Annotated in this window: 17 protein-coding genes; 7 read left to right on the top strand and 10 right to left on the bottom strand. The window is 64.5% G+C overall.

The window, feature by feature from the left end:
• Positions 1-46 precede the first annotated feature (46 nt).
• From nirB to AC4FWB_RS07940, 8 genes are all read right to left on the bottom strand, one after another.
• A complete protein-coding gene (gene nirB / locus AC4FWB_RS07975) occupies positions 47-2,497 on the bottom strand; it encodes a nitrite reductase large subunit NirB (RefSeq protein ID WP_491025406.1) in 2,451 nt (816 codons plus the stop codon).
• Positions 2,498-2,514: 17 nt separating this feature from the next.
• Positions 2,515-3,816 (bottom strand): MFS transporter, encoded by a 1,302-nt coding sequence (locus AC4FWB_RS07970; protein WP_491025405.1) that lies wholly within the window; start codon positions 3,814-3,816, stop codon positions 2,515-2,517.
• 64 nt (positions 3,817-3,880) lie between these two features.
• The gene (locus AC4FWB_RS07965; RefSeq protein WP_491025404.1) at positions 3,881-4,054 is read right to left on the bottom strand and encodes a twin-arginine translocation signal domain-containing protein; all 174 of its coding nucleotides are present in this window, start codon (positions 4,052-4,054) and stop codon (positions 3,881-3,883) included.
• Positions 4,055-4,482: 428 nt separating this feature from the next.
• Entirely contained in the window at positions 4,483-5,280 is a 798-nt protein-coding gene (locus AC4FWB_RS07960; RefSeq protein WP_491025403.1) for an ABC transporter ATP-binding protein, read from the bottom strand.
• Between the two features lie 10 nt (positions 5,281-5,290).
• Positions 5,291-6,181, bottom strand: a complete 891-nt coding sequence (gene ntrB / locus AC4FWB_RS07955) for a nitrate ABC transporter permease (protein WP_491025402.1) — start codon at positions 6,179-6,181, stop codon at positions 5,291-5,293.
• A 115-nt stretch (positions 6,182-6,296) separates the two neighbouring features.
• Positions 6,297-7,613: a CmpA/NrtA family ABC transporter substrate-binding protein gene (locus AC4FWB_RS07950; RefSeq protein WP_491025400.1), complete on the bottom strand. Its 1,317-nt coding sequence runs from the start codon at positions 7,611-7,613 to the stop codon at positions 6,297-6,299.
• Between the two features lie 347 nt (positions 7,614-7,960).
• Entirely contained in the window at positions 7,961-9,199 is a 1,239-nt protein-coding gene (locus tag AC4FWB_RS07945; protein WP_491025574.1) for a CmpA/NrtA family ABC transporter substrate-binding protein, read from the bottom strand.
• Between the two features lie 2 nt (positions 9,200-9,201).
• Positions 9,202-9,804, bottom strand: a complete 603-nt coding sequence (locus tag AC4FWB_RS07940; RefSeq protein ID WP_491025399.1) for an ANTAR domain-containing response regulator — start codon at positions 9,802-9,804, stop codon at positions 9,202-9,204.
• 279 nt (positions 9,805-10,083) lie between these two features.
• On the opposite strand from AC4FWB_RS07940, the gene AC4FWB_RS07935 reads away from it, so the two are divergent.
• The 7 genes from AC4FWB_RS07935 to AC4FWB_RS07905 all read left to right on the top strand — a co-directional run bounded on the left by AC4FWB_RS07935 (position 10,084) and on the right by AC4FWB_RS07905 (position 16,889).
• Entirely contained in the window at positions 10,084-10,962 is an 879-nt protein-coding gene (locus tag AC4FWB_RS07935) for a helix-turn-helix domain-containing protein (protein ID WP_491025397.1), read from the top strand.
• A gap of 226 nt (positions 10,963-11,188) precedes the next feature.
• On the top strand, positions 11,189-12,256 hold the full coding sequence (locus AC4FWB_RS07930) for an ABC transporter substrate-binding protein (RefSeq protein ID WP_491025396.1): 1,068 nt from the start codon (positions 11,189-11,191) through the stop codon (positions 12,254-12,256).
• Positions 12,257-12,451: 195 nt separating this feature from the next.
• Entirely contained in the window at positions 12,452-13,264 is an 813-nt protein-coding gene (locus AC4FWB_RS07925; RefSeq protein WP_491025395.1) for an ATP-binding cassette domain-containing protein, read from the top strand.
• A complete protein-coding gene (locus AC4FWB_RS07920) occupies positions 13,261-14,514 on the top strand; it encodes a sugar ABC transporter permease (protein ID WP_491025394.1) in 1,254 nt (417 codons plus the stop codon). Before AC4FWB_RS07925 ends, AC4FWB_RS07920 begins: the two co-directional genes overlap by 4 nt.
• A 39-nt stretch (positions 14,515-14,553) precedes the next feature.
• The gene (locus AC4FWB_RS07915) at positions 14,554-15,282 is read left to right on the top strand and encodes an SDR family oxidoreductase (RefSeq protein ID WP_491025393.1); all 729 of its coding nucleotides are present in this window, start codon (positions 14,554-14,556) and stop codon (positions 15,280-15,282) included.
• A 36-nt stretch (positions 15,283-15,318) separates the two neighbouring features.
• Positions 15,319-16,077 carry an SDR family NAD(P)-dependent oxidoreductase gene (locus tag AC4FWB_RS07910; RefSeq protein WP_491025392.1) on the top strand — a complete coding sequence of 253 codons (759 nt, stop codon included), beginning with the start codon at positions 15,319-15,321 and terminating at the stop codon, positions 16,075-16,077.
• Between the two features lie 41 nt (positions 16,078-16,118).
• Positions 16,119-16,889: an L-iditol 2-dehydrogenase gene (locus AC4FWB_RS07905; protein ID WP_491025391.1), complete on the top strand. Its 771-nt coding sequence runs from the start codon at positions 16,119-16,121 to the stop codon at positions 16,887-16,889.
• 59 nt (positions 16,890-16,948) lie between these two features.
• Here the strand turns inward: AC4FWB_RS07905 and AC4FWB_RS07900 are convergent, their stop codons facing one another.
• Together AC4FWB_RS07900 and AC4FWB_RS07895 are read right to left on the bottom strand one after the other, a co-directional pair.
• Entirely contained in the window at positions 16,949-18,352 is a 1,404-nt protein-coding gene (locus tag AC4FWB_RS07900) for a hypothetical protein (RefSeq protein ID WP_491025390.1), read from the bottom strand.
• A complete protein-coding gene (locus AC4FWB_RS07895; protein WP_491025388.1) occupies positions 18,349-21,195 on the bottom strand; it encodes a peroxidase family protein in 2,847 nt (948 codons plus the stop codon). The genes AC4FWB_RS07900 and AC4FWB_RS07895 overlap by 4 nt, the downstream gene beginning before the upstream one ends.
• Positions 21,196-21,207 lie beyond the last annotated feature (12 nt).

Genomic DNA, 21,207 nt, shown 5'->3' with positions numbered 1-21,207 from the left:
CAGAGGGGGTCGGTACGACTGGGCGCCAAAGTGAGATGCATCTCCATCACTCCGCCGCCTCGGCAAAACCCACCGACGCCATCGGCCGGAACTCGTGCTTGTCCTTGCCGGAGACGCGCTCGGACCAGGGATCGACCTGCGCGAATTTCTGGGAAAAGACGAAGCGGTCGAAGAGGCTCCGGCGGCGCTCGGCATCGTCCAGGATCTGCCGCTTGATCTCGGCGGTGCCGATCCGCTTGGCCCATTTGTAGATACGCTCCAGGTAGCGGGCCTGCTCGCGATACATCTGGACGAGCGCGACGATCACCTCCAGCGCCTCGTCCTCGGTCTTCACCAGGCCGAGCACTTCGGTGCCCTTGATGTCGAGGCCGGCAGCACCCGCGAAATGGATCTCGTAGCCGCTGTCGACGCAGACCACGCCGACATCCTTGCAGGTCGCTTCCGCACAGTTGCGTGGGCATCCCGACACCGCCATCTTCACCTTGGCCGGCGTCCAGGAGCCCCACATGAACTTCTCGATGCGGATGCCCAGCCCGGTCGAATCCTGGGTGCCGAAACGGCACCAGTCCGAGCCGACGCAGGTCTTCACCGTGCGCAGGCCCTTGGCATAGGCATGGCCGGAGACGAAGCCGGCCTTGCCGAGATCGGCCCACACCGCCGGCAGGTCCTCCTTGCGGATGCCCAGCATGTCGATGCGCTGGCCGCCGGTGACCTTCACCGTCGGGATGCGGAATTTGTCGACCACATCGGCGATGGCACGCAATTCATTGGCGCTGGTGACCCCGCCCCACATGCGCGGCACCACCGAATAGGTGCCGTTCTTCTGGATGTTGGCGTGCACGCGTTCGTTGATGAAGCGCGACTGGTAGTCGTCGGCATATTGGTCCGGCCAGTCGCAGACGAGATAGTAGTTGAGCGCCGGCCGGCACTTGGCGCAGCCGCAGGAGGTCTTCCATTCGAGTTCCTGCATGACGGCGGGGATAGTCTTCAGGCCCTTCGCCTTGATCAGGCGTCGCACATCGTCATGGCCGAGGCTGGTGCAGCCGCACATGGGCTGCACCGCCGCCGGATTGTAGGCGTCGCCCAGCGTGAGTTTCAGCAGCTGCTCGACGAGACCCGTACACGAGCCGCACGAGGCCGAGGCCTTGGTGTGAGCGCGCACGTCGTCAAGGCCGGTCAGCCCCTTAGCCGTGATCGCGCCGGTGATCTTGCCCTTGCAGACGCCGTTGCAGCCGCAGATTTCCGCATCATCCGCCAGTGCCGCAACGGCCGCCAAAGGGTCCGAGGAAGCGCCTCCCTGGAACGCCTGGCCGAAGATCAGCGTGTCGCGCATCTCCGAGATATCGGTCGCCTTCTTCTTCAGGTCGTTGAACCAGGCGCCGTCGGCCGTCTCGCCGAACAGAACAGTGCCGATGATGCGGTTGTCCTGCAGCACGACGCGCTTGTAGATGCCGGCGGATGCATCGCGCAGGATGATCTCCTCGCGATCGTCGCCGTCGGCGAAGTCGCCCAGCGAGTAGAGGTCGATGCCGGTGACCTTGAGCTTGGTCGGCGTGTCGGAGTGGACGAAGCGCTTGTCCTCGCCGTCCGCGAGCCCGGCTGCCGCGACCCGCGCCATCTCATAGAGAGGGGCGACCAGCCCGTAGACATGGCCGCCGACCTCGGCGCATTCGCCGAGCGCCATGATCGCCGGATCGGAGGTTCGCATGCGGTCGTCGACGACGATGCCGCGATTGACCTCCAGCCCGGCCTCCTTTGCCAGGGCGCTGCTTGGCCGGATGCCGACCGCCATCACCACCAGCGTTGCCGGGATGATCGTGCCGTCCATGAGCTCGACGCCCTCGACCTTGCCGTTGCCGAAAATGGTCTTGGTGTTGGCCTTGGTCATGACCTTGATGCCGCGCGCCTCGACGGCCTTCTGCAGCAGGTAGCCGGCGGCCGGATCGAGCTGACGCTCCATCAGCGTCGGCATGACATGGAGCACGGTGACGTCCATGCCGCGTTCCTTCAAGCCGGCGGCGGCCTCGAGGCCGAGCAGGCCACCGCCGATGACGATGGCCTTGGCGCGCGACTGGGCGGCAAGCAGCATGGCGTTGACGTCGTCGAGATCGCGATAGGTGAGCACACCGGGCAGATCCTTGCCGGGCACCGGAATGATGAAAGGCACCGAGCCGGTGGCGATGACGAGTTGATCGTAGCTCTCGGTCACGCCGTGGTCGGAGGTGACGGTCTTTGCCTCCCGATCGATGGCGACGATCCTGTGGCCCTTGTAGAGGGTGATGCCGTGCTTGATGTACCAGCCGTCGCCGTGGATGACGATTTCCTCGAACGCCTTCTCGCCGGAAAGCACTGGCGACAGCATGATGCGGTCGTAGTTCACGCGCGGCTCGGCGTTGAAGATGGTGACGGCGTAGCGGTCGGGCGCCGCTTCCAGCAGGTGCTCGAGCATCCTGCCCGGCGCCATGCCGTTGCCGATGATGACAAGTTTTTCGCTCATATCCGGTCTGCTCCGATCTATTCGGCGGCGTAGGAGAGGGCTGAGGTCTTGACTCCGGCCGCGCGCTCCATCCGGCGGATGGCGAGATGCATCCAGACCAGGCCGGAGACGACGATCAGGAACAGCAGCATGAAGCAGCTCGACCATACGCCGGTGAGGTCGTTCAGCGCGCCGAAAGCGATGGGCAGGATGAAGCCGCCGAGGCCGCCGATCATGCCGACCACGCCGCCGACCGCGCCGACGCTCTGCGGATAATAGACGGGGATGTGCTTGTAGACGGCGGCCTTGCCGAGGCTCATGAAGAAGCCGAGCACGAAGGCGACGCCGATGAAGGCGATCGGGCCGATCTCGAAATGGAACGGGATCGGCCCGCTGATGCCGCGCACGACGTAGTCTGCCGAGGGGAGAGACAGAACGAGGGTCGCGACGGCACAGACGCTGAAGGTCGAGTAGAGCACTGTACGGGCGCCGACGCGGTCGGAAAGCACGCCGCCATAGGCGCGGAAGACGCTCGCGGGAATCGAATAGGCGGCGCCGATCATGCCGGCGGTGGCGATGCCGAAGCCGTAGACGCCGATCAGGTAGCGCGGCAGCCAGAGCGACAGCGCCACGAACGCCCCGAAGGAGAAGAAATAGTAGAAGGCGAAGCGCCAGACCTGCAGGTTCTTCAGCGGCGCGAATTCCTGCCAGAAGCTTCTCACGGGTGCGGCCTTGCCGGCGCGGCGCTCGCGGATGACCGGGTCGTCGCCGGTCGTGAACCAGAAGACGACTGCCATGATGACCAATGCCGCCGCCCAGATCAGCGCGACCGACTGCCAGCCCCAGGAAAGCAGCACGAACGGCGCCAGGAACTTGGTGACCGCGGCGCCGACATTGCCGACGCCGAAGATGCCGAGCGCGGTGCCTTGTTTGCCGGCGGGGAAGAAGCGCGAAACATAGGCGACGCCGACCGCGAAGGAACCGCCGGCAAGCCCGACGCCGAGGGCCGCGACCAGCATCTGCTCATAGGTGTGCGCGAAGGCGAGCAGGAAGGTCGCGACCGCCGCGGCGAGCATGGTCACGGTGTAGACCAGCCGGCCGCCATAGCGGTCGGTCCAGACGCCGAGCACCATGCGCACGAGCGAGCCGGTGAGGATCGGTGTGCCGACGAGCAGGCCGAACTCGGTCTCGTTCAGCCCAAGCTCCTGCTTTATGCGAACGCCGATGATGGAAAAGATCGTCCACACCGCGAAGCAGACGGTGAAGGCGATGGTGGACATGACGAGCGCCTGCCGGGGAGCATTGTCCTGGCTGGGCTCGGCTGGGAGGTTTGAGGTCATGGTCAGCTCCGGTTTGCGGCGTGGGAGGCACCGCGTGTTGGGTTGATCAGAGGCACGGCATCGGTCAGCGCGACGAGGCCGGGGCTTGCGCGGTCACTTGCGGACCGTTGCCCTCTGTTTCGTGACTGATGGGAAACAACAGGAGTGCAGCGATGAACAGCGCTGCCGTCAGCGCGCTGCTTGCCAGGAAGTCGCGGCGGGTGAAGTCCTTGAGCGAAGGTCCGATCCGTTTCGTCATCGTCGTCTCCGGGTGGCGCCGCCTGGGATCGGCGCCGTCGATTGCGTTCGGGTCCAAAAACAAAAAAGCCGCCGTTCAGGCGTCTCGCGTCCGTACATCCGGGATCGCGTGTTGACCTGAGCGGCAGCTTTGCCTGTGGCGCCCGTCATTGGACGCCTGTTCTATTGCCCACGAAGGGCTCGCCTATTTCAAAGCACGAAGCGTGCCAGTTTTGCGTAGAAGGTGAATTTCAAGGAAAATCAGCGCGATAGGCACATCGAGTGCTGACCCGGCCGAGTGGGGTCGCGATCAAACGTTAATCAATGACCATAGGCAGCGCGCATAAATTTTGTGCAATGCACAAGAATGGCGCGCAAATGATCAGGCGCGTTTTTGGCCGGCAACGGCCATGCCGTTGCCGATGATGACGAGTTTCCCGGGTCATGACACTACTCCGCGGCTTCGACGAACTGGTGGCGTTCGTAGAGGAATTTCAACACCGCCTCGCGGCAGCGCAGGAACGTGCGGTCCGACGCCAGCTCGATGCGCCGGCGCGGGCGCGCCAACGGCACCGTAAGCACTTCGCCGATTGTCGCCGCCGGGCCGTTGGTCATCATGACGATGCGGTTGGAGAGCAGCACCGCCTCGTCGACGTCGTGGGTGATCATGATCATCGTCGACCCCAGCCGCGAATGAATGTCCATCACCGCGTCCTGCAGATGCGCTCGTGTCAACGCGTCGAGCGCGCCGAACGGCTCGTCGAGCAGCAGGATCTTCGGCTGCATGGCGAGCGCGCGCGCGATGCCGACGCGCTGCTTCATGCCGCCGGAAATCTCGGCCGGGCGCTTGTCCCTGGCATGCGCCATCTGCACGAGGTCGAGGTTGCGGATGATCCAGTCATGCCGCTCGGCCTTGCCCTTGCTGCGGCCGAAGACTTTCGACACCGCAAGATTGACGTTCTCGTAGACGGTGAGCCACGGCAGCAGCGAGTGGTTCTGGAACACCACGGCGCGTTCGGGTCCGGGGCTGTCGACTTCCTTGTCCTCGAGCAGCACGGCGCCCGAGCAAACCTTGGTCAGGCCGGCGATCAGGTTGAGCAAGGTCGACTTGCCGCAGCCGGAATGGCCGATGATGGAGACGAATTCGCCCTTGTCGATGGTCAGCTTGACGTCCTTCAGCACTTCGCTGACCTTGCCGCCGCGGGCGAAGGATTTGTCGATATGGTCGAGCTTGAGATAGGCCGTCATCTTGCACTCCTCACTTTGCCGTTGTGCCGCGGGTGACGAAGGCGCCGACCGCCGCGACCAGGCGGTCGAGGCAGAAGCCGGTGACGCCGATATAGGCGAGCGCGACGATGATGTCGGGCAGTCTGGACGAGTTCCAAGCGTCCCAGATGAAGAAACCGATGCCGACGCCGCCGGTCAGCATCTCGGCGGCGACGATGGCCAGCCAGGAGAGCCCGATGCCGATTCTGAGGCCGGTGAAGATGTAGGGCGCGGCAGCCGGCACCATGATCTTGATGAAGAATTCGAGCTGGTTGAGCCGGAGGATGCGGGCGACGTTGCGGTAGTCCTCGGGGATATTGCGCACGCCAACGGCGGTGTTGATGATCACCGGCCAGATCGAGGTGATGAAGATCACGAACAGCGCCGATGGGTTCGAATCGCGGAACGCCGCCAGCGACAGCGGCAGCCAGGCCAGCGGCGGCACGGTGCGCAGGATCTGGAAGACCGGATCGAGGCCGCGCATCGCCCAGACCGACTGCCCGACCAGCGCGCCCAACGCCACGCCGACCACCGCCGCCATGCCGAAGCCGATGGCGACGCGCTGCAGCGAGATCAGCACCCGCCAGGCAAGGCCGATGTCCTGCGGGCCGTTGTCGAAGAAGGGATGCGCAATCAGGTCATAGGCCTCGTTCCACACCTGGCTCGGCGGCGGCAGGCTGGCGGTCGGCGACGAGCATGCAACCTGCCAGACGATAAGCAGGATGGCGATGACAACGACCGGCGGGGTGAGCGCCGTCGCCAGTTTGCCGGCGATGGCGAGCACATCGATACGGCGTCTCGCCTTGGCGGTGAAGGCGATGACTTCAGCGGGCTTGGCCGGAAACGCCTTCACCTTGGTGCCTTCAATGGTCTGGGTGGACATATCTTCGAAAACCTTCGTGGTCGGTTCTGAGCGACAACGGCACAAGTGCCGCTGCGCTTGGGGGGGCGTCGTTTGCGTTGCGAGCGACAAACGGCGTCCTTGGCGCCGTTTGCGCCTAAGCCGAAGCCTTGATCTTCAGGCTGTCGAGATAGGCCGACGGGTTGGCCGGATCGAAGGTTTTGCCGTCGAAGAAGGTTTCGACGCCGCGCGAGGACGAGGCCGGGATGTCGCCTGCGGCGACGCCGAGCTCCTTGGCTGCCTCCCGCCACAGATCCTCGCGATTGACCTGGTCGACCAGCGCCTTGACGTCGGTGGTCGGCGCGAGCTTGCCCCAGCGGATGTTCTCGGTGAGGAACCATGCGTCGTGGCTCTTGAACGGATAGGAGACGCCGCCCTTCCAGAACTTCATGTAGAGGTCGGAGCCGTTGGCGACGCGGCCGTTGCCGTAATTGATGTCGCCCTTGAGGCGGCCGACGATGTCGGCGACGGGCACGTTCATCCACTGCCGCTTGCCGATGATGGCGGCCATTTCCTCCTTGTTCTCCATGGCCTCGCACCATTGTTGGGCTTCCATGACGGCCATCACGATCGCCTTGGCGGCTCTCGGATACTTCTCGATGAATTCGGCACGCAGGCCGAGCGCCTTTTCCGGATGGCCCTTCCACAGCTCGCCGGTGGTGGCGGCCGTGAAGCCGATGCCCTGGTGGACGAGCTGCTCGTTCCACGGCTCGCCGACGCAGAACACGTCCATGTTGCCGACCTTCATGTTGGCGACCATCTGCGGCGGCGGCACGACGATGGTCGAGACGTCCTTGTCTGGATCGATGCCGCCGGCGGCCAGCCAGTAGCGCAGCCACAGATCATGCGTGCCGCCCGGGAAGGTCATGGCGGCCTTGACCTCGTTGCCCGCGGCCTTCTTGGCGGCAAAGACCTCCTTCAGCTTGGAGGCATCGAGACCGACGCCGGTGGCGGCATATTCCTGAGCGACCGAAATGCCCTGGCAGTCGTAGTTCAGCCGCGCCACGATCGCCATTGGCAAGGGCTGGTTGTTCTGCGTCACCTTGCCGGTATGCATCAGGTAAGGCATCGGCGTCAGGATGTGGGCGCCGTCGATACCGTTGGCTTCGCCGCCGAGCACGAGGTTGTCACGCGTCGCGCCCCAGGAAGCCTGCTTGATTACCTCGACATCGGGCATCCCGTATTTGGCGAACAGACCCTTCTCCTTGGCGATCATCAGCGGTGCAGCGTCGGTCAGCGCGATGAAGCCGAGCTTGGCGCCGGTCACTTCGGGACCATTGCCTTCGGCCTGGGCGCCGACGGGAAACAGCGTGCGCGCGGCGACGAACAGCCCCGCCGTCAGGGCGCTGCTGGCCAGAAAATCGCGGCGGGTGAAACCCTTGAGCGTTGTGGCAGTTGCGATCCGTTTCGTCATCGTCGTCTCCGGTTGGGCGCCGCTTGCGATCGGCGCTGTCGATTGCGTGTTCGGGTCCAAAAACAAAAAGCCGCCGTCCAGGCCCTCTCGCGTCCGTCCATCCGGGATCGCGTGTTGACCTGAGCGGCAGCTTTGCCTGTGGCGCCCGCCATTGGACGCCTGTTCTATTGACTATTCCAAAGCACGAAGCGTGCCAGTTTTTGTGTTGGAAGAAAAATATAAATTAAATCAGTGGTCTACGCCCGCCATAGCCACACAAGGCGGCAAGGCGAGCGGGCCAAAGATGGTTCATTAGAGCAATTGCAGGCACAATTTTTGTGCAATGCACAAGAATGGCGCGGAAATGATCAGGCCGATGCTCGGGCCGATTTTTGGCTTGCGATGTAGGCGTCGACTTGGTCCGGATCGAAGATCTGGCCGTCGAAGAATCCGTCTGGGCCAAGCACAAGACTTGCCCCCGCGGAACCGACCGGCGTCGCGACCTTCAGCGCGCCCTCGACCTTGGCATTGGCGCCGGGGAGCGCCACGCCAAGCGGCTTCAGCGCCGAGCGATAAAGGTCGGGCCGGTAGCAGTCGCGGGCGATGGCGAGGTTTTGCGGCGTGTGCGGCAACTGCCCCCAGCGTACCATTTGCGTATAGAACCAGAGCGCGTGGCTCTTCCAGGGAAAGTTCGCCGCCTTGTCGAAGGGAAGGAAGAAATCCTCGACGTGCCGCTCTACGCCGCCGCCGAGTTGAAGCAGTCCGGTGAGGATCGGCATCTGGATCGCCTCGGGCTGCCCGAGGAAGGCGGGCCGGGCCATCAGCGCTGCCAGTTCGTCGCGATTGGTCGGGTCCTGGCACCAGCGGGCGGAATGATGCAGCGCCCTCAGCAGCGCCGCCAGCGCCTCCGGGTTTTCCTCGGCCCACGCCCGGCGCGCGCCGATCACCTTTTCCGGGCTGTTGCGCCACAACAGCGCCTTGACGGTGACGATGCGGCCGGTGCCGGCAGCAGCAGCGGCGCTGTTCCAGGGCTCGCCGACGCAATAGCCGTCGATGCGGCCGGCGGCGAGTGCGTCGGCCATGAAGGGCGGCGGCACGATGACGATCTCGATATCGCGGTCGGGATCGATGCCGCAGGCGGCGAGCCAGTAGCGCAGCTCGTAATTGTGCCCGGAATGCGGGTGCACGACCGCAAAGCGCAGCGGCTCGCGGCCGGTTGTCGCCCGCTCACGGATCAGCGCGTTAAGTGACGCCCCCGCACGAGCCGGATCGAGATCGGGCGCGGCGCCATGCGCAGCCATGCCTTCCCACATCGCATTGGAGACCGTGACGCAGTTGCCGCCGAGTCCGAGCGAGAAGGGCACGATGGTCTCGGAGGCAAGCGGCGTGAGGCCGAGGCTGCAGGCGAGCGGCATCGGTCCCAGCATATGGGCGACATCGAAATGGCCGATGGCGATGCGGTCGCGGATATTGGCCCAGGAGGTCTCGCGCTGCAGCTTGAGCTCGATGCCCTCACGGGCGGCAAAGCCCATCTCGCTGGCCGCGACCAGAACGGCGCTGTCGAAGAGCGGCATGAAGCCGGCGGTGATCTGATGCGCAGCAGTCATGCTCATTCGCCCTCCAGCGGACCCAGCAATCCCGCCGCCGTCACCAGGCTCTGGGCGATGTCGGCGATCTTGCGGTTCTGGTTCATGGCGGTCTTGCGCAGAAGCGCGTAGGCGGCCTCCTCGCTCAGGCCGCGCGACTTCATCAAGATGCCCTTGGCCCGATCGATGACCTTGCGGTTCTCGAGCTCGCTGCGCGCCTCTTCCAACTCGCGCGCCATACGCGAGAAAGCGTTGAAGCGGCTGATCGCCATGTCGAGGATCGGCTTGATGCGCTCCTTCTTCAGCCCATCCACGACATAGGCAGACACGCCGGCATCGACCGCCGCTTCGATCGAAGCCTGGTCGGAGCGGTCGACGAACATGGCGATCGGCCGTTTCACCGCGCGCGAAAGCTGGAACATGTTCTCCAGCATGTCGCGGTTGGGGTTTTCGAGATCGATGACGATGACATCCGGCTCGAGTTCGGCGATGCGCCGGGCGATGCCGGCGACATCGTGGACCACCGTTACATGCCGATGGCCGGCGTCCCGCAATCCGGCCTCGATGATCGAGGCACGGATGCGGTTCTCGTCGATAACAAGGATGGTCAACGAACCGGCGGACATGCGCCTATTGTGCAGTCCGACCGGAATTGTGCAATGCGGTAGCGTGGTCCGAAGCGAACTTTCCTGCGCATAGGCGCTGTTGGCCAATCCCGGATATTCGAGGTCTCTAATTTTCGAAGACACGTTTTTCGCTGGGCCAAAATGGTCAAAAACGTATCAGTCGGCGCGGCGTGGCGAGGTGGCGGACATGCTTGGCCGCCGTTATCCTGACCCTAGATGAGCCAAAACAACGGCCGCGGTTCGAAGGCTGAAACACCCGACAGCCTCCGGGAGGAAGCAATGGGACCCGATCTGGAAGTCATACAGATAAGGCCTGGCGAGTCGTTCGCGGTGAAATGGCATGGCTATCCGTACCATACGGTCCGTTGGCACTTTCATCCGGAATACGAGCTGCACCAGATCGTCGCGACCAAAGGCCGCTATTTCGTCGGCGACTTCATCGGCGAGTTCGAGATCGGCAATCTCGTGCTCACCGGTCCGAACCTGCCGCACAACTGGATCAGCGAGGTTCCGGAGTCGGTTCCGCTGCGCTGCAGGCTGATCCAGTTCAGCGAAGAATTCATCGGCGGCGCGATCACCACCTTTCCGGAGCTCGGCGCCGTTTCTCCGCTGCTCGACCTGGCGCGGCGCGGCGTCCTGTTCGGCAAGGGCGTGAGCAGGCAGGTCATGCCGTTGCTGGCGGAGATCACGCACGCCTATGGCGTGCACCGGATCAGCCTGTTCATGTCGATCATGGAAGCGCTGAGCCGCGAGAGCGCGCCGCGCGTGCTCGCCAGCGAAAATTATTTGCCGGACCCGTCGGGATACATGTCGGCGGGCATGAACCAGGCGCTGGCCTATATCCGCGAGAACCTGACGCAGCAATTCAACGAAGGCGATCTCGCCGCGATCGCCGGGCAGACGCCGAGCGCCTTCTCGCGATCGTTTCGCAAGCACACCGGCATGTCGCTGCTGCAATACATCAAGCGCCTGCGCATCAATCTCGCCTGCCAGATCCTGATGAGCGACGAGCAAGCGCAGATTTCGGACATCTGCTTCGAGGTCGGCTTCAACAATCTGTCGAACTTCAACCGCCAGTTCCTGGCGGAGAAGGGCATGCCGCCTTCGCAGTTCAGGCGATTGGTTGCGGACAATTTCGCGGCCGCGCGCGCCGCATAGAAAGGAGCTCGGGAGGAAAAACAAGCCTAGCTAAGAACCAAGACGAAGCGATGGGTCGCGCATGCGAGCCAGCGACGGATGAGTATTTCCTCGTGTCATGCCAGCGGGAGGACGCCGTGAGGTTGGTGCACGAGTTCGCTAGACTTCCGACCGGCAGCGGAATCAAGACATCCGCAGCCTGATGTCGAGGTCTATTACTTCAAACAACGGGAATGGAGAAGACCTTATGTCCAGATACATGTCCAGATTGACTGCGGCCGCATTGGCCGTCTCGGGCCTCGCACTCGGCGCGACTTTTGCCAATGCGCAAGATATTGCCGGTTCCACGGTCGCGTTCCTGATGCCCGACCAGGGCTCGACCCGCTACGAGGAGCACGATCATCCCGGCTTCGTCGCCGAGATGAAGAAGCTCTGCGACAGCTGCAAGGTGCTCTACCTCAACGCCGACGCCGACGTCACCAAGCAGCAGCAGCAGTTCAATTCGGTGATCACCCAGGGCGCCAAGGTGGTCGTACTCGATCCGGTCGACTCCGCGGCGGCAGCCTCGCTGGTGCACAACGCGCAGGCGCAAGGCGTCAAGGTCATCGCCTATGACCGTCCGATCCCGGACGCCAAGGCCGATTTCTACGTGTCGTTCGACAACAAGGCCATCGGCAAGGCGATCGCCGCCTCGCTGGTCGAGCACCTCAAGGCCAAGGGCGTTTCGAGCGACGGCGATGTCGGCGTGCTGCAGATCAACGGCTCGCCGACCGACGCCGCGGCGGGCCTGATCAAGGACGGCATCCATGAAGGCCTCAAGACCGGCAGCTACAAGACGCTCGCCGAGTTCGACACGCCGAACTGGGCGCCGTCGAATGCCCAGCAATGGGCGGCGGGGCAGATCTCGCGCTTCGGCAACAAGATCGTCGGCGTGGTCGCCGCCAATGACGGCACGGGCGGCGGCGCTATCGCCGCGTTCAAGGCCGCCGGCGTCGATCCGGTGCCGACGGTGACGGGCAACGACGCCACGATCGCCGCATTGCAGCTCATCATTGCCGGCGACCAGTACAATACTATCTCCAAGCCGAGCGAGATTGTCGCCGCGGCAGCCGCGAACGTTGCGGTGCAGCTCCTCAAGGGCGATGCTCCGAAAGCCGAGACGACGCTCTACGACACGCCATCGCAGCTGTTCGTGCCGGCCGTCGTGACGCAGGAGAACCTCAAGGCCGAGATCATCGACAAGAAGATCCAGACCGCAGCCCAGCTCTGCACCGACCGCTACGCCGAAGGCTGCAAGAAGCTCGGCATTGAATAAGGAGCGACGCGGCGCGGCCGCGTCGTCTCCAGAAGCGATGCGGCTCAAGCGCATCGTCCCTCTAAAGCGACACGGCACAAACCGCGTCGTCTGCGATATGCTCGGCACGTTGCCAAAGCCACAGCCGGGCGTGTCCGGCCGCTACCCTCCTGGCGGCCGGACATACCGACCAAAACGCGGGAAGAGAAACAGGCCATGGCAATACCCGACACGCCGTCCACGACTAGCCGCCAGCCGGTGCTCAGCCTGCGCGGCATCTCGAAGAATTTCGGCGCGGTGTCGGCGCTCACCGATGTCGATCTCGACATCAACGCCGGAGAGATCGTCGCCCTGGTCGGCGACAACGGCGCAGGCAAATCGACGCTGGTGAAGATCCTTGCCGGTGCGCACATGCCGAGCTCCGGCTCGATCACCTTCGACGGCCAGCCGGTGACATTGGCCAATCCGGCCGCGGCATTAAAACTCGGCATTGCCACCGTTTTCCAGGATCTCGCGCTCTGCGAAAATCTGGATGTCGTGGCCAACATCTTCCTCGGCCGCGAGCTCCATCCGCTCCGCCTGGACGAAGTCTCGATGGAGGTCCGCGCCTGGACGCTGCTCAAAGAGCTGTCGGCGCGCATACCCAGCGTGCGCGAGCCGGTGGCGTCGCTGTCGGGCGGCCAGCGGCAGACGGTTGCGATCGCCCGCTCGCTGCTGATGGAGCCGAGGGTCATTCTCCTCGACGAGCCGACCGCCGCGCTCGGCGTCGCGCAGACCGCCGAGGTGCTCAACCTCATCGAGCGCGTGCGCGACCGCGGGCTCGGCGTCGTCATGATCAGCCACAATATGGAGGATGTGCGCGCCGTCGCTGACCGCATCGTGGTGCTGAGGCTCGGCCGCAACAACGGCATCTTCCTGCCCGGCGCATCCAACCAGGAACTGGTGACCGCGATAACCGGCGCCGACGACAACGCGGTCTCGCGGCGCGGCAGGCGTGCCGCCGAGAAGGCGCAAGGAGATCAGCCATGACGACGGCTTCCGACCGCAATTCCGGCGCGCTGCTCGACCGCAGCGACGAGCGGCTGAAGGACCGCAGCGGCGCGAAGGGCGCCATCAGGGGCTTTCTCGACCGCGTCCGGTCCGGCGATCTCGGTTCGCTGCCCGTGGTTGTCGGGCTGGTGCTGATCTGCGCGATCTTCCAGACGCTGAACCCGGTATTCCTGCAGCCGAACAACCTGGTCAACCTGCTGTTCGACTGTTCGACGGTCGGCATCATCTCACTCGGCATCGTCTGCGTTCTGATGGTCGGCGAGATCGACCTGTCCGTCGGCTCCGTCAGCGGCCTGTCTTCCGCGCTGCTCGGCGTGCTTTGGGTCCAGTGGGGCTGGCCGGTGGCGCTTGCCATCGTGGCGGCCATGGCGGTCGGGTTCGTGACCGGCTGCGTCTATGCGCTGCTGCTCAACCGGCTCGGAATGCCGAGCTTCGTGTCGACGCTTTCGGGCCTGCTCGCCTTCCTCGGGCTGCAGCTCTACATCCTCGGCCCGACCGGCTCGATCAACCTGCCTTACGATTCACCGCTGGTGAACTTCGGCCAGCTCCTGGTGATGCCGCATTGGGTGTCGCACACTTTGGCCGTTGTGCCCGGCGTGCTCGCCTTAGTTCTCGGCTACCGCAAGGCGCAGCGCCGTCAGGCCGCCGGATTGTCGTCGCGTTCGTTCGGGGGACTTCTGCTCCAGGCCGTTGTGATCACCATCGCGCTCGAGCTGGTGACTTATTACCTCAACCAGTCGCGCGGCGTGCCCTGGATGTTCGCGCTGTTCGTCGGCCTGGTCGTGGCGATGAACTATGCGCTGAAGCGGACCCAATGGGGCCGCTCGATGACCGCCGTGGGCGGCAACCGCGAGGCGGCGCGCCGCGCCGGCATCAATGTGCGGCTGATCTACGCAAGCGCCTTCGCGCTCTGCGCCACGCTGGCGGCGACCGGCGGCCTGCTGTCCGCCGCACGTCTCGCCACCGCCAGCCAGCAGGCCGGCACAGGCGACGTCAACCTCAACGCCATCGCGGCGGCCGTCATCGGCGGCACCAGCCTGTTCGGCGGCCGCGGCAGCGCCTATTCGGCGCTGCTCGGCATCATCGTCATCCAATCCATCGCAAGCGGCCTGACGCTGCTCGATCTGTCGTCCTCGCTCCGGTACATGATCACCGGCTGCGTGCTGGCGATCGCGGTCATCGTCGATTCTCTCGCCCGCCGCTCGCGTGTCTCACACGGCCGCGCCTAACGGCTTCATCAAGAAGACGGCTCATCGAAGAGGATCGCAATGTCTGAAAGTCTCTCCGGCAAGGTTGCCGCAATCACTGGTGCTGCCTCCGGCATCGGGCTGGAATGCGCCCGAGCCATGCTCGCCGCCGGCGCAAAAGTCGTGCTGGTCGATCGGGCCGAGGATCGGCTGAAGGCGCTCGTCGCCGAGCTCGGCGACAATGCTTGCGCCGTGGTCACCGACTTGCTCGACCCGGCGAGCGTCGATCGCATGATGCCCGAGATCCTGGAAAAGGCCGGCCGGCTCGACATCTTCCATGCCAATGCCGGCGCCTATGTCGGCGGCGAGGTGGCGTCCGGCGATCCCGACCAGTGGGACAAGATGCTCAACCTCAATATCAACGCCGTGTTCCGCACGGTGCACGCCGTGCTGCCGCATATGATCGAGAAGAAAAGCGGCGACATCATCGTCACCAGCTCCGTCGCCGGTTTCGTTCCCGTGGTCTGGGAGCCGATCTACACCGCGTCGAAATTCGCCGTGCAGGCCTTCGTCCATACGCTTCGCCGCCAGGTGCTGAAGCACGGCATCCGCGTCGGCGCCGTCGCGCCCGGTCCGGTGGTGACGGCGCTGCTCAGCGACTGGCCGAAGGCCAAGATGGAAGAAGCGCTGGCCGCCGGCAGCCTGATGGAGCCCAAGGAGGTGGCCGACGCCGTGCTCTTCATGCTGACGCGGCCGCGCAACGTCACTATCCGCGACCTCGTCATCCTGCCGCAGAGCGTGGACATCTGAGCTGTCCCTCCAACTCCGAACGATGGAACGACAACCATGATCCTCGACCGCTTCCGACTGGACGGCAAGGTTGCGCTGGTGAGCGGCGGCACGCGTGGCATCGGCCTCGCCATCGCCAAGGCGCTCGGCGAGGCCGGCGCGCGCGTCGTCGTCGCGGGCCGGACCATGAAGGATGACGCACGGCAGGAGCTCGCGGGCCTCGCCTTCGATTTCCTCGCCGCGGAAATGCTGGACGAGAAAGCGCCGGACAGGCTGGTCGCCGATACGCTTTCCAAGACCGGCCGGCTCGACATCCTGGTCAATAGCGCCGGCATCGCAGTCCACGGCGACAGCGGCGACTATCCCGAGGACATCTGGCGCCAGACGATGGCGATCAATGTCGATGCCGTGTTCCGGTGTTGCCGGGCGGCGTTGGCGCCGATGCGGCGTCAGGGCGGCGGCGCGATCCTCAATGTCGGCTCGATCTCCGGCATCGTCTCCAACATTCCGCAGAACCAGGTCGCCTACAACAGCTCCAAGGCGGCGGTTCATATGATGACCAGGAGCCTCGCCAGCGAGGTCGCGGCCGAGAATATCCGCGTCAACGCGGTCGCGCCCGGCTATATCGAAACGGATCTTTCGCGCGGCGGCATCGAAAATCCGGAATGGTTCCCGATCTGGCGCGGCATGACGCCGATGGGCCGCGTCGGCCAGCCCGAAGAGGTTGCGGCGGCCGCACTTTTCCTGTGCTCTCCAGCATCGAGCTATGTGACCGGCGAGGTGCTGGTCATCGATGGCGGCTATACAACGCGCTGAGATGGGGCGCTAAGACAGGGCGCTTAGACAGGAGAACCGGCATGAAACTCAAAGACAAGGTCGCCGTCGTCACCGGCGGCGCGCAAGGCATCGGGGCGGCCATCGTGCGCGGCTTCGTTGCCGAGGGCGCCCAGGTCGTCATCGCCGATATGGCTGTCGACAAAGCGGACGCGCTGGCAGGCGAACTGGGCGGCAAGGCGACTGCCGTCCGGCTCGACGTGCGCGATCTCGCCTCGATCGAAGCGATGGTCGATCAGGTAACACGGACGCATGGCGGCATCGACATCCTGGTCAACAACGCCGCCGTCTTCGACATGGGGCCGCTTCTGGAAATATCGGAGAAGAGTTTCGACCTGCAATTCTCGGTCAATGTGAAAGGCCTGTTGTTCACGTTGCAGGCGGTGGCCAAGCGCATGGTCGCGCAAGGGCGCCGCGGCAAGATCATCAACATGGCTTCGCAGGCCGGACGGCGCGGCGAAGCGCTGGTCGCCGTCTACTGCGCGACCAAGGCCGCGGTGATCAGCATCACGCAATCGGCGGGCCTTGCGCTCATCAAGCACGGCATCAACGTCAACGGCATTGCGCCGGGCGTGGTCGACACGCCGATGTGGGACCAGGTCGACGCGCTGTTCGCACGCTACGAGAAGCTGCCGGTCGGCGAGAAGAAGCGGCAGGTCGGGCTGGCGGTGCCGGCGGGACGCATGGGCGATCCCGACGACTATCGGGGCGCGGCCGTCTTCCTGGCGTCGAGCGATGCCGACTATGTCGTGGCGCAGACGCTCAATGTCGACGGCGGCAACTGGATGAGTTGATCAACGCCCTCGACGCTGGTTGCCCCTAAGACCACTGGCGAGCGCTACGGTGCATGCCGTCACGATCGGTGCCAGTCGCGCGCGTGGTTGAGATGCGCGTCGGTCAGGCCGTTGCGGAAGAAGCGCTGGTAGTAGCCAACATCGATATGATGCACCTGCAGCCAGATGCCGGGCACGTGGATGGCGTCGCAATGCGCCGGGAAGCGACCGTGGGTTTCGTAGATGTAGGTGCAGATGTCGCGCACGCAGTCGATGACGTCCTGCGTGTAGACCGCCGCCTCGCTGAGATAACGGTGGCCATAGTCGCCCTTGTAGATTTCCGAGAACAGCTTTTCGTCCGCGTAGAGGCCGTCTTTGCCGAACTTTTCCTCGACCACTTCGGCGACGGCGTCTGCCATCGAGTCGTAATAGGGCGGCGACATGCCCTTGATCAGGTGCTCGCCCTTGAAGCGCAGGCCGATCGGGTTGCTGCGCAGGTTGGAGTATTTGGGCAGCGGAACGTGCCAGCGCAACAGGTCCATCAGGCGCCAGCGCGGCACCGCCACGTCGAAGCCGAGCATGGCGCCATAGGTCTTCGAGAATTTCGGATCGCCGAGCAGCACCGGCGGGCTGATCGAACCGTGGATCCAGGCACCGAGCCCCATGGCGTCTGCGACGAGAAAGACGTTTTGCAGCAAGAGATCCGCCTCGATCTGCGTGCGCAGCGAGCCGATGGCGCCGAGCGGGATCTTCAGGTCCTTGTTGAGGAAGCCGTTCTTGACCCAGCGCTTGACGCCGGCCGAGCGATAGAAATTGCGGTCGTCGACGATGTTCGGCCGCGCGCCGTCGGGCTGGGTCAGCAGGTACATCATACCGTTGATGTACTGGCGCGAGAGATCGACGACCGGCAAAAGGATCGTCGTGCCCGGCAGGTTCGAGAGAAAACGGTTGGAATCGAGATAGGCGGGAAAGTCGCGCTGGCCTTCGGCGACGTCGAGACGCCTGTCGAGGATTTTCACCTTGGCTTCGCGCGCTCGCTCCAACAGTCGGTCAGAGGTAAAAGCGATGTTGCCGTCGGCGGGAGGCAGCAGCTTGCGCAGGAAATAGGTGCCGCTGTCGTTGATCAGGAAGAAGTGCGTGCCTTGCGCGTTGTCAGGGCTGCCCGCGGTGCGGCCGGCCATGGTGAGGTTGGGCTTTGCCATGATCGGTTGCTTGGTCGCCGGATCCTCGAAGGGCCGGTCGGGCATGGTGAGGCCGGTGCAGCCGGTCATGGCGATCAGCACCGCTTCCTCGAGTTCCGACAGCGGCTCGCGCGGCTCTTGCGACTCGTAGCTCATGCTACCGGCAAGCACCGAGCTGCCCTGGCTGACGCGATGCGTGCGGCGGCGGAAGATCGTCTCGACGAGCGGCCGTTTCAGCAACACATCGAGCTCCGAGGCGACGCTCCCATTCACGGCCGTGGTCGGCTTGAGCGGCGCCGTCATGGCTTTGCTCCCGCCATGGCCGGATCGGTGCTGGCCGGCACGATCGGCCGCCAGGGCGCGAAGGCGCTTTGCGTCCTCGGCAGCACCGAGGCGAGGTCGGGGCAGTGGCGCAGGATGAGACTGGTCATGCCGTTGTTGGCGATCCAGTCGATGCCGAAAGGCGAGTAGATTTCCGGCCGGTAGTCTATGGTGAGGAATCGGTCGCTCTGCAGCCGCCGCGACGCCATCAGGATGAAGATGCGGAAGGCGGTGTCGCTGAAGCCGAAGCCCGCCGGCGCCGGCTCGGAGAGCAGGCCGACGACGGTATCGATCTTGTCGACGTCGCCATATATCTGCTTGAGCAGCCGCGCGTCCTCGGGGCTCGCCGTGACCTCCTCGAAGCTCCTGATGCGTGGCCGGTGCAGGCCTGCGCGAAAATCATTGTAGCGCGGCACGCCGCGCCGCCTGGTGCGCACGATGTCGACCACCGAGAGGTCGATGATTTCGTTGTCGCGCTCAAGCTTCAGCAGCGACCTCGGGAAGTTGTGCAAGGCGATGGCGCCCGGATGCGCGACGCCGAAGGAATAGAGCGTGTTGCGCAGGCCGAAGGAGCGCATGATGTCGTCGGCGTCGGCGCCCTGGATGTCGAGGAAACCTTTCTCGGTGATCTTCTCGCCTGACCGGTGGTGATAGAAGCAATAGTCGTCCGGCAGCAGCGGATGCATGCGGTAGACGGTGGTGAAATCCTCGGTCAGCGAATAGGGCGCGGTGTGGTGGTCCGGCATCGTCTTCGGGATGCCGGTCGACGCATGCTCGTCGAGCAGCCACAGACCGAATTTGGTCACCCAGTCATTGGCCGGCGGGCCGTTCCAGTTGCTGGACAAGCCGACCTCGATCGCCCTTGTGGCGAGGATTGCCGGCGTCCATTCCACAGTATGGATCTTGGCGATGAGCGCCGACACGATAAGGCGCGCGGTCTGATAGATGCGCTCGTCGTCCCAGTTCCTGTAGCGCGACCGCAATTCGTCGCAGAGCAGGTTGTGCTCGCGCGCGAACAGCGTGTGCATGGCGCTGAGGCCGAGCCACCAGCTCTCGTTGAAGCCGGTGACCTCGAAGCCCTTGATGTCGACCGGCAGGTGGTTGTCGACCAGCCTGATCTTGGCGCCCTCGCGCAGCATGCTCGCCTTGGCGCTGTTCGGACCGTAGACTTCCGATCCGTCCCACCAGTGCGAGGCGGCATTGCTGAAATAGATCGGCGGCCAGCCGGGGCCTCGGTCCAGTGCCTGGTTGTCGGCAATGCGCATGATCTCTTCCGGCTTGCCGCCGACCGAATTCGTCCACTTCATGCCAGGAGGCAGCGGCACCACGATATCGTTTTTGCCGAGCGGATTGCGGGCATGGTTCACCCAGTCATGCACCTGGAACTGGATCCACGCGGCGGCAAGAATATTTAGCGAGCGCGCCGGGATGAAAGTCTCGCGATGCAGCAACTGTTCGGCGACGACGACCGGGTTCGGCGTGTCGAACAGATCGGGCGCGTAGGCCGGTGCCAGGTTGCGGCCGAATGGTGCGCCGACCGCGCCCATCTGCGGCGCCGAGAGGTCGTTATAGGTGCCATCATAGGTGCGCGTCTGGCGCACCATCTCAGGGATCGGCGCCTGCGGCTCCGGTCGCGCCTGCGGCGGCGCCTCGACAACTTCGGTGCCAATCAGGTTCTTCTGCCGCAGCACGTAGCGGAAGGCGTCGAGATTGAGCAGGCTGAGGCGAAGCGGCAGCTTGTGCCATTCGACGCGGCGGTTGATGGCGACGAAGGCTTGGCGCGCGATGGCGCCCAGTACGCGGTTGCGCAGCGGCGCTTCCGTGCGCCAGCGATAGGCGAGGCGATGGGCGGCGCTTGCGTCATAGACGACCTTGCGCGCCCGGTTGAGATTGCCGAGCGGACGGAATTCGTCCGTCGTGTTCCACGGGTTGAAGGCGAGCTCGTCGATCACCCTGGTGTTGGTGAGGGCTTCAGCGGTGCCGGCCGAAGGCTGGGTGATGGTCAGCTCCGCCACCTTGACCGGCGGCGAGACGGTTTCGGTCCATTCGACCGCGGTATCCTCGATCGGCGTCGAGCGCTCGTCGATGAAGGGCTGGACGCAAAGCTCGAAACGGATGTCGCCCGCCACAAGCCGCGCGGCGAACTCGTTCGACAGATAGCTCGCATCCGTTTGTGAGGGATCCGGCGCGGGCGCGGCGCTCGGCACCGGCCGCAGTAGATAGCGCACGGCGAGCGTCTCGCCCCAGCGTATGGCGCCGCGGCTCCAGAAGGTCTCCAACGCGACGCCGCGCACCTTGCGATTGCGGCCCGCGGAGATGTTCCTCAGCATGCGGATCACTTCAGCCGGACCGAAGCGGAAGGCGAGGCCGACAAGTCCGACGATCTTGCCGATCGTGCCGCCGGCGGTTGCCTTGGCGAAGGCGACGAACTGGGCGGCATCGCGGGCATGCGAAACCGGGAAGTTGGTGGCGAGCAGGTCGTGCTGCTCCTTGTCCGAGACCTTGATGCGCAGCGCTACGCCGCGCAGGTCAGGCTTGTAGTCGGCCTGGCCCGAGCCGTTCGCGTTGGAGAAGCGAACGATCGCCGGATAGGACTTGCCGGGCTGGGCGAAGCCGGCGCGAAAATCGGCCGGAAGGTCGTCATTGAAGCGCAGCATCGCGTCGATGGAGGCGAAGATCGGCTTGGCGTGGAAGGCGCGCTGGATGCTCGCTGCCTTGGAGCGCTGCCTGGTCTTCAACTGGACATGCATCATGTCCTGCGCCAGCTTTTCGAACAGCAGGCGCTCCTCCTCCGCGGAGCCCTGAGGTATTTCGCGCCAACTCACTGTTGCTTGCTT

This window comes from Mesorhizobium sp. LEGMi-168a, assembly GCF_058312955.1.
The sequence above is the reverse complement of the archived record's forward strand: the minus strand, read 5'-3'. Positions and strand labels throughout refer to the sequence as shown.

Excerpts from the sequence above, each read along its gene's own strand:
- AC4FWB_RS07960 (WP_491025403.1), bottom strand. The coding sequence starts at position 5,280 with ATGACGGCCTATCTCAAGCTCGACCATATCGACAAATCCTTCGCCCGC.
- AC4FWB_RS07900 (WP_491025390.1), bottom strand. The coding sequence starts at position 18,352 with ATGACGGCGCCGCTCAAGCCGACCACGGCCGTGAATGGGAGCGTCGCC.
- AC4FWB_RS07965 (WP_491025404.1), bottom strand. The coding sequence starts at position 4,054 with ATGACGAAACGGATCGGACCTTCGCTCAAGGACTTCACCCGCCGCGAC.
- AC4FWB_RS07930 (WP_491025396.1), top strand. The coding sequence starts at position 11,189 with ATGTCCAGATACATGTCCAGATTGACTGCGGCCGCATTGGCCGTCTCG.
- AC4FWB_RS07920 (WP_491025394.1), top strand. The coding sequence starts at position 13,261 with ATGACGACGGCTTCCGACCGCAATTCCGGCGCGCTGCTCGACCGCAGC.
- AC4FWB_RS07940 (WP_491025399.1), bottom strand. The coding sequence starts at position 9,804 with ATGTCCGCCGGTTCGTTGACCATCCTTGTTATCGACGAGAACCGCATC.
- AC4FWB_RS07910 (WP_491025392.1), top strand. The coding sequence starts at position 15,319 with ATGATCCTCGACCGCTTCCGACTGGACGGCAAGGTTGCGCTGGTGAGC.
- AC4FWB_RS07950 (WP_491025400.1), bottom strand. The coding sequence starts at position 7,613 with ATGACGAAACGGATCGCAACTGCCACAACGCTCAAGGGTTTCACCCGC.
- AC4FWB_RS07915 (WP_491025393.1), top strand. The coding sequence starts at position 14,554 with ATGTCTGAAAGTCTCTCCGGCAAGGTTGCCGCAATCACTGGTGCTGCC.
- AC4FWB_RS07925 (WP_491025395.1), top strand. The coding sequence starts at position 12,452 with ATGGCAATACCCGACACGCCGTCCACGACTAGCCGCCAGCCGGTGCTC.
- AC4FWB_RS07905 (WP_491025391.1), top strand. The coding sequence starts at position 16,119 with ATGAAACTCAAAGACAAGGTCGCCGTCGTCACCGGCGGCGCGCAAGGC.
- AC4FWB_RS07935 (WP_491025397.1), top strand. The coding sequence starts at position 10,084 with ATGGGACCCGATCTGGAAGTCATACAGATAAGGCCTGGCGAGTCGTTC.
- AC4FWB_RS07945 (WP_491025574.1), bottom strand. The coding sequence starts at position 9,199 with ATGACTGCTGCGCATCAGATCACCGCCGGCTTCATGCCGCTCTTCGAC.
- nirB (WP_491025406.1), bottom strand. The coding sequence starts at position 2,497 with ATGAGCGAAAAACTTGTCATCATCGGCAACGGCATGGCGCCGGGCAGG.
- ntrB (WP_491025402.1), bottom strand. The coding sequence starts at position 6,181 with ATGTCCACCCAGACCATTGAAGGCACCAAGGTGAAGGCGTTTCCGGCC.
- AC4FWB_RS07970 (WP_491025405.1), bottom strand. The coding sequence starts at position 3,816 with ATGACCTCAAACCTCCCAGCCGAGCCCAGCCAGGACAATGCTCCCCGG.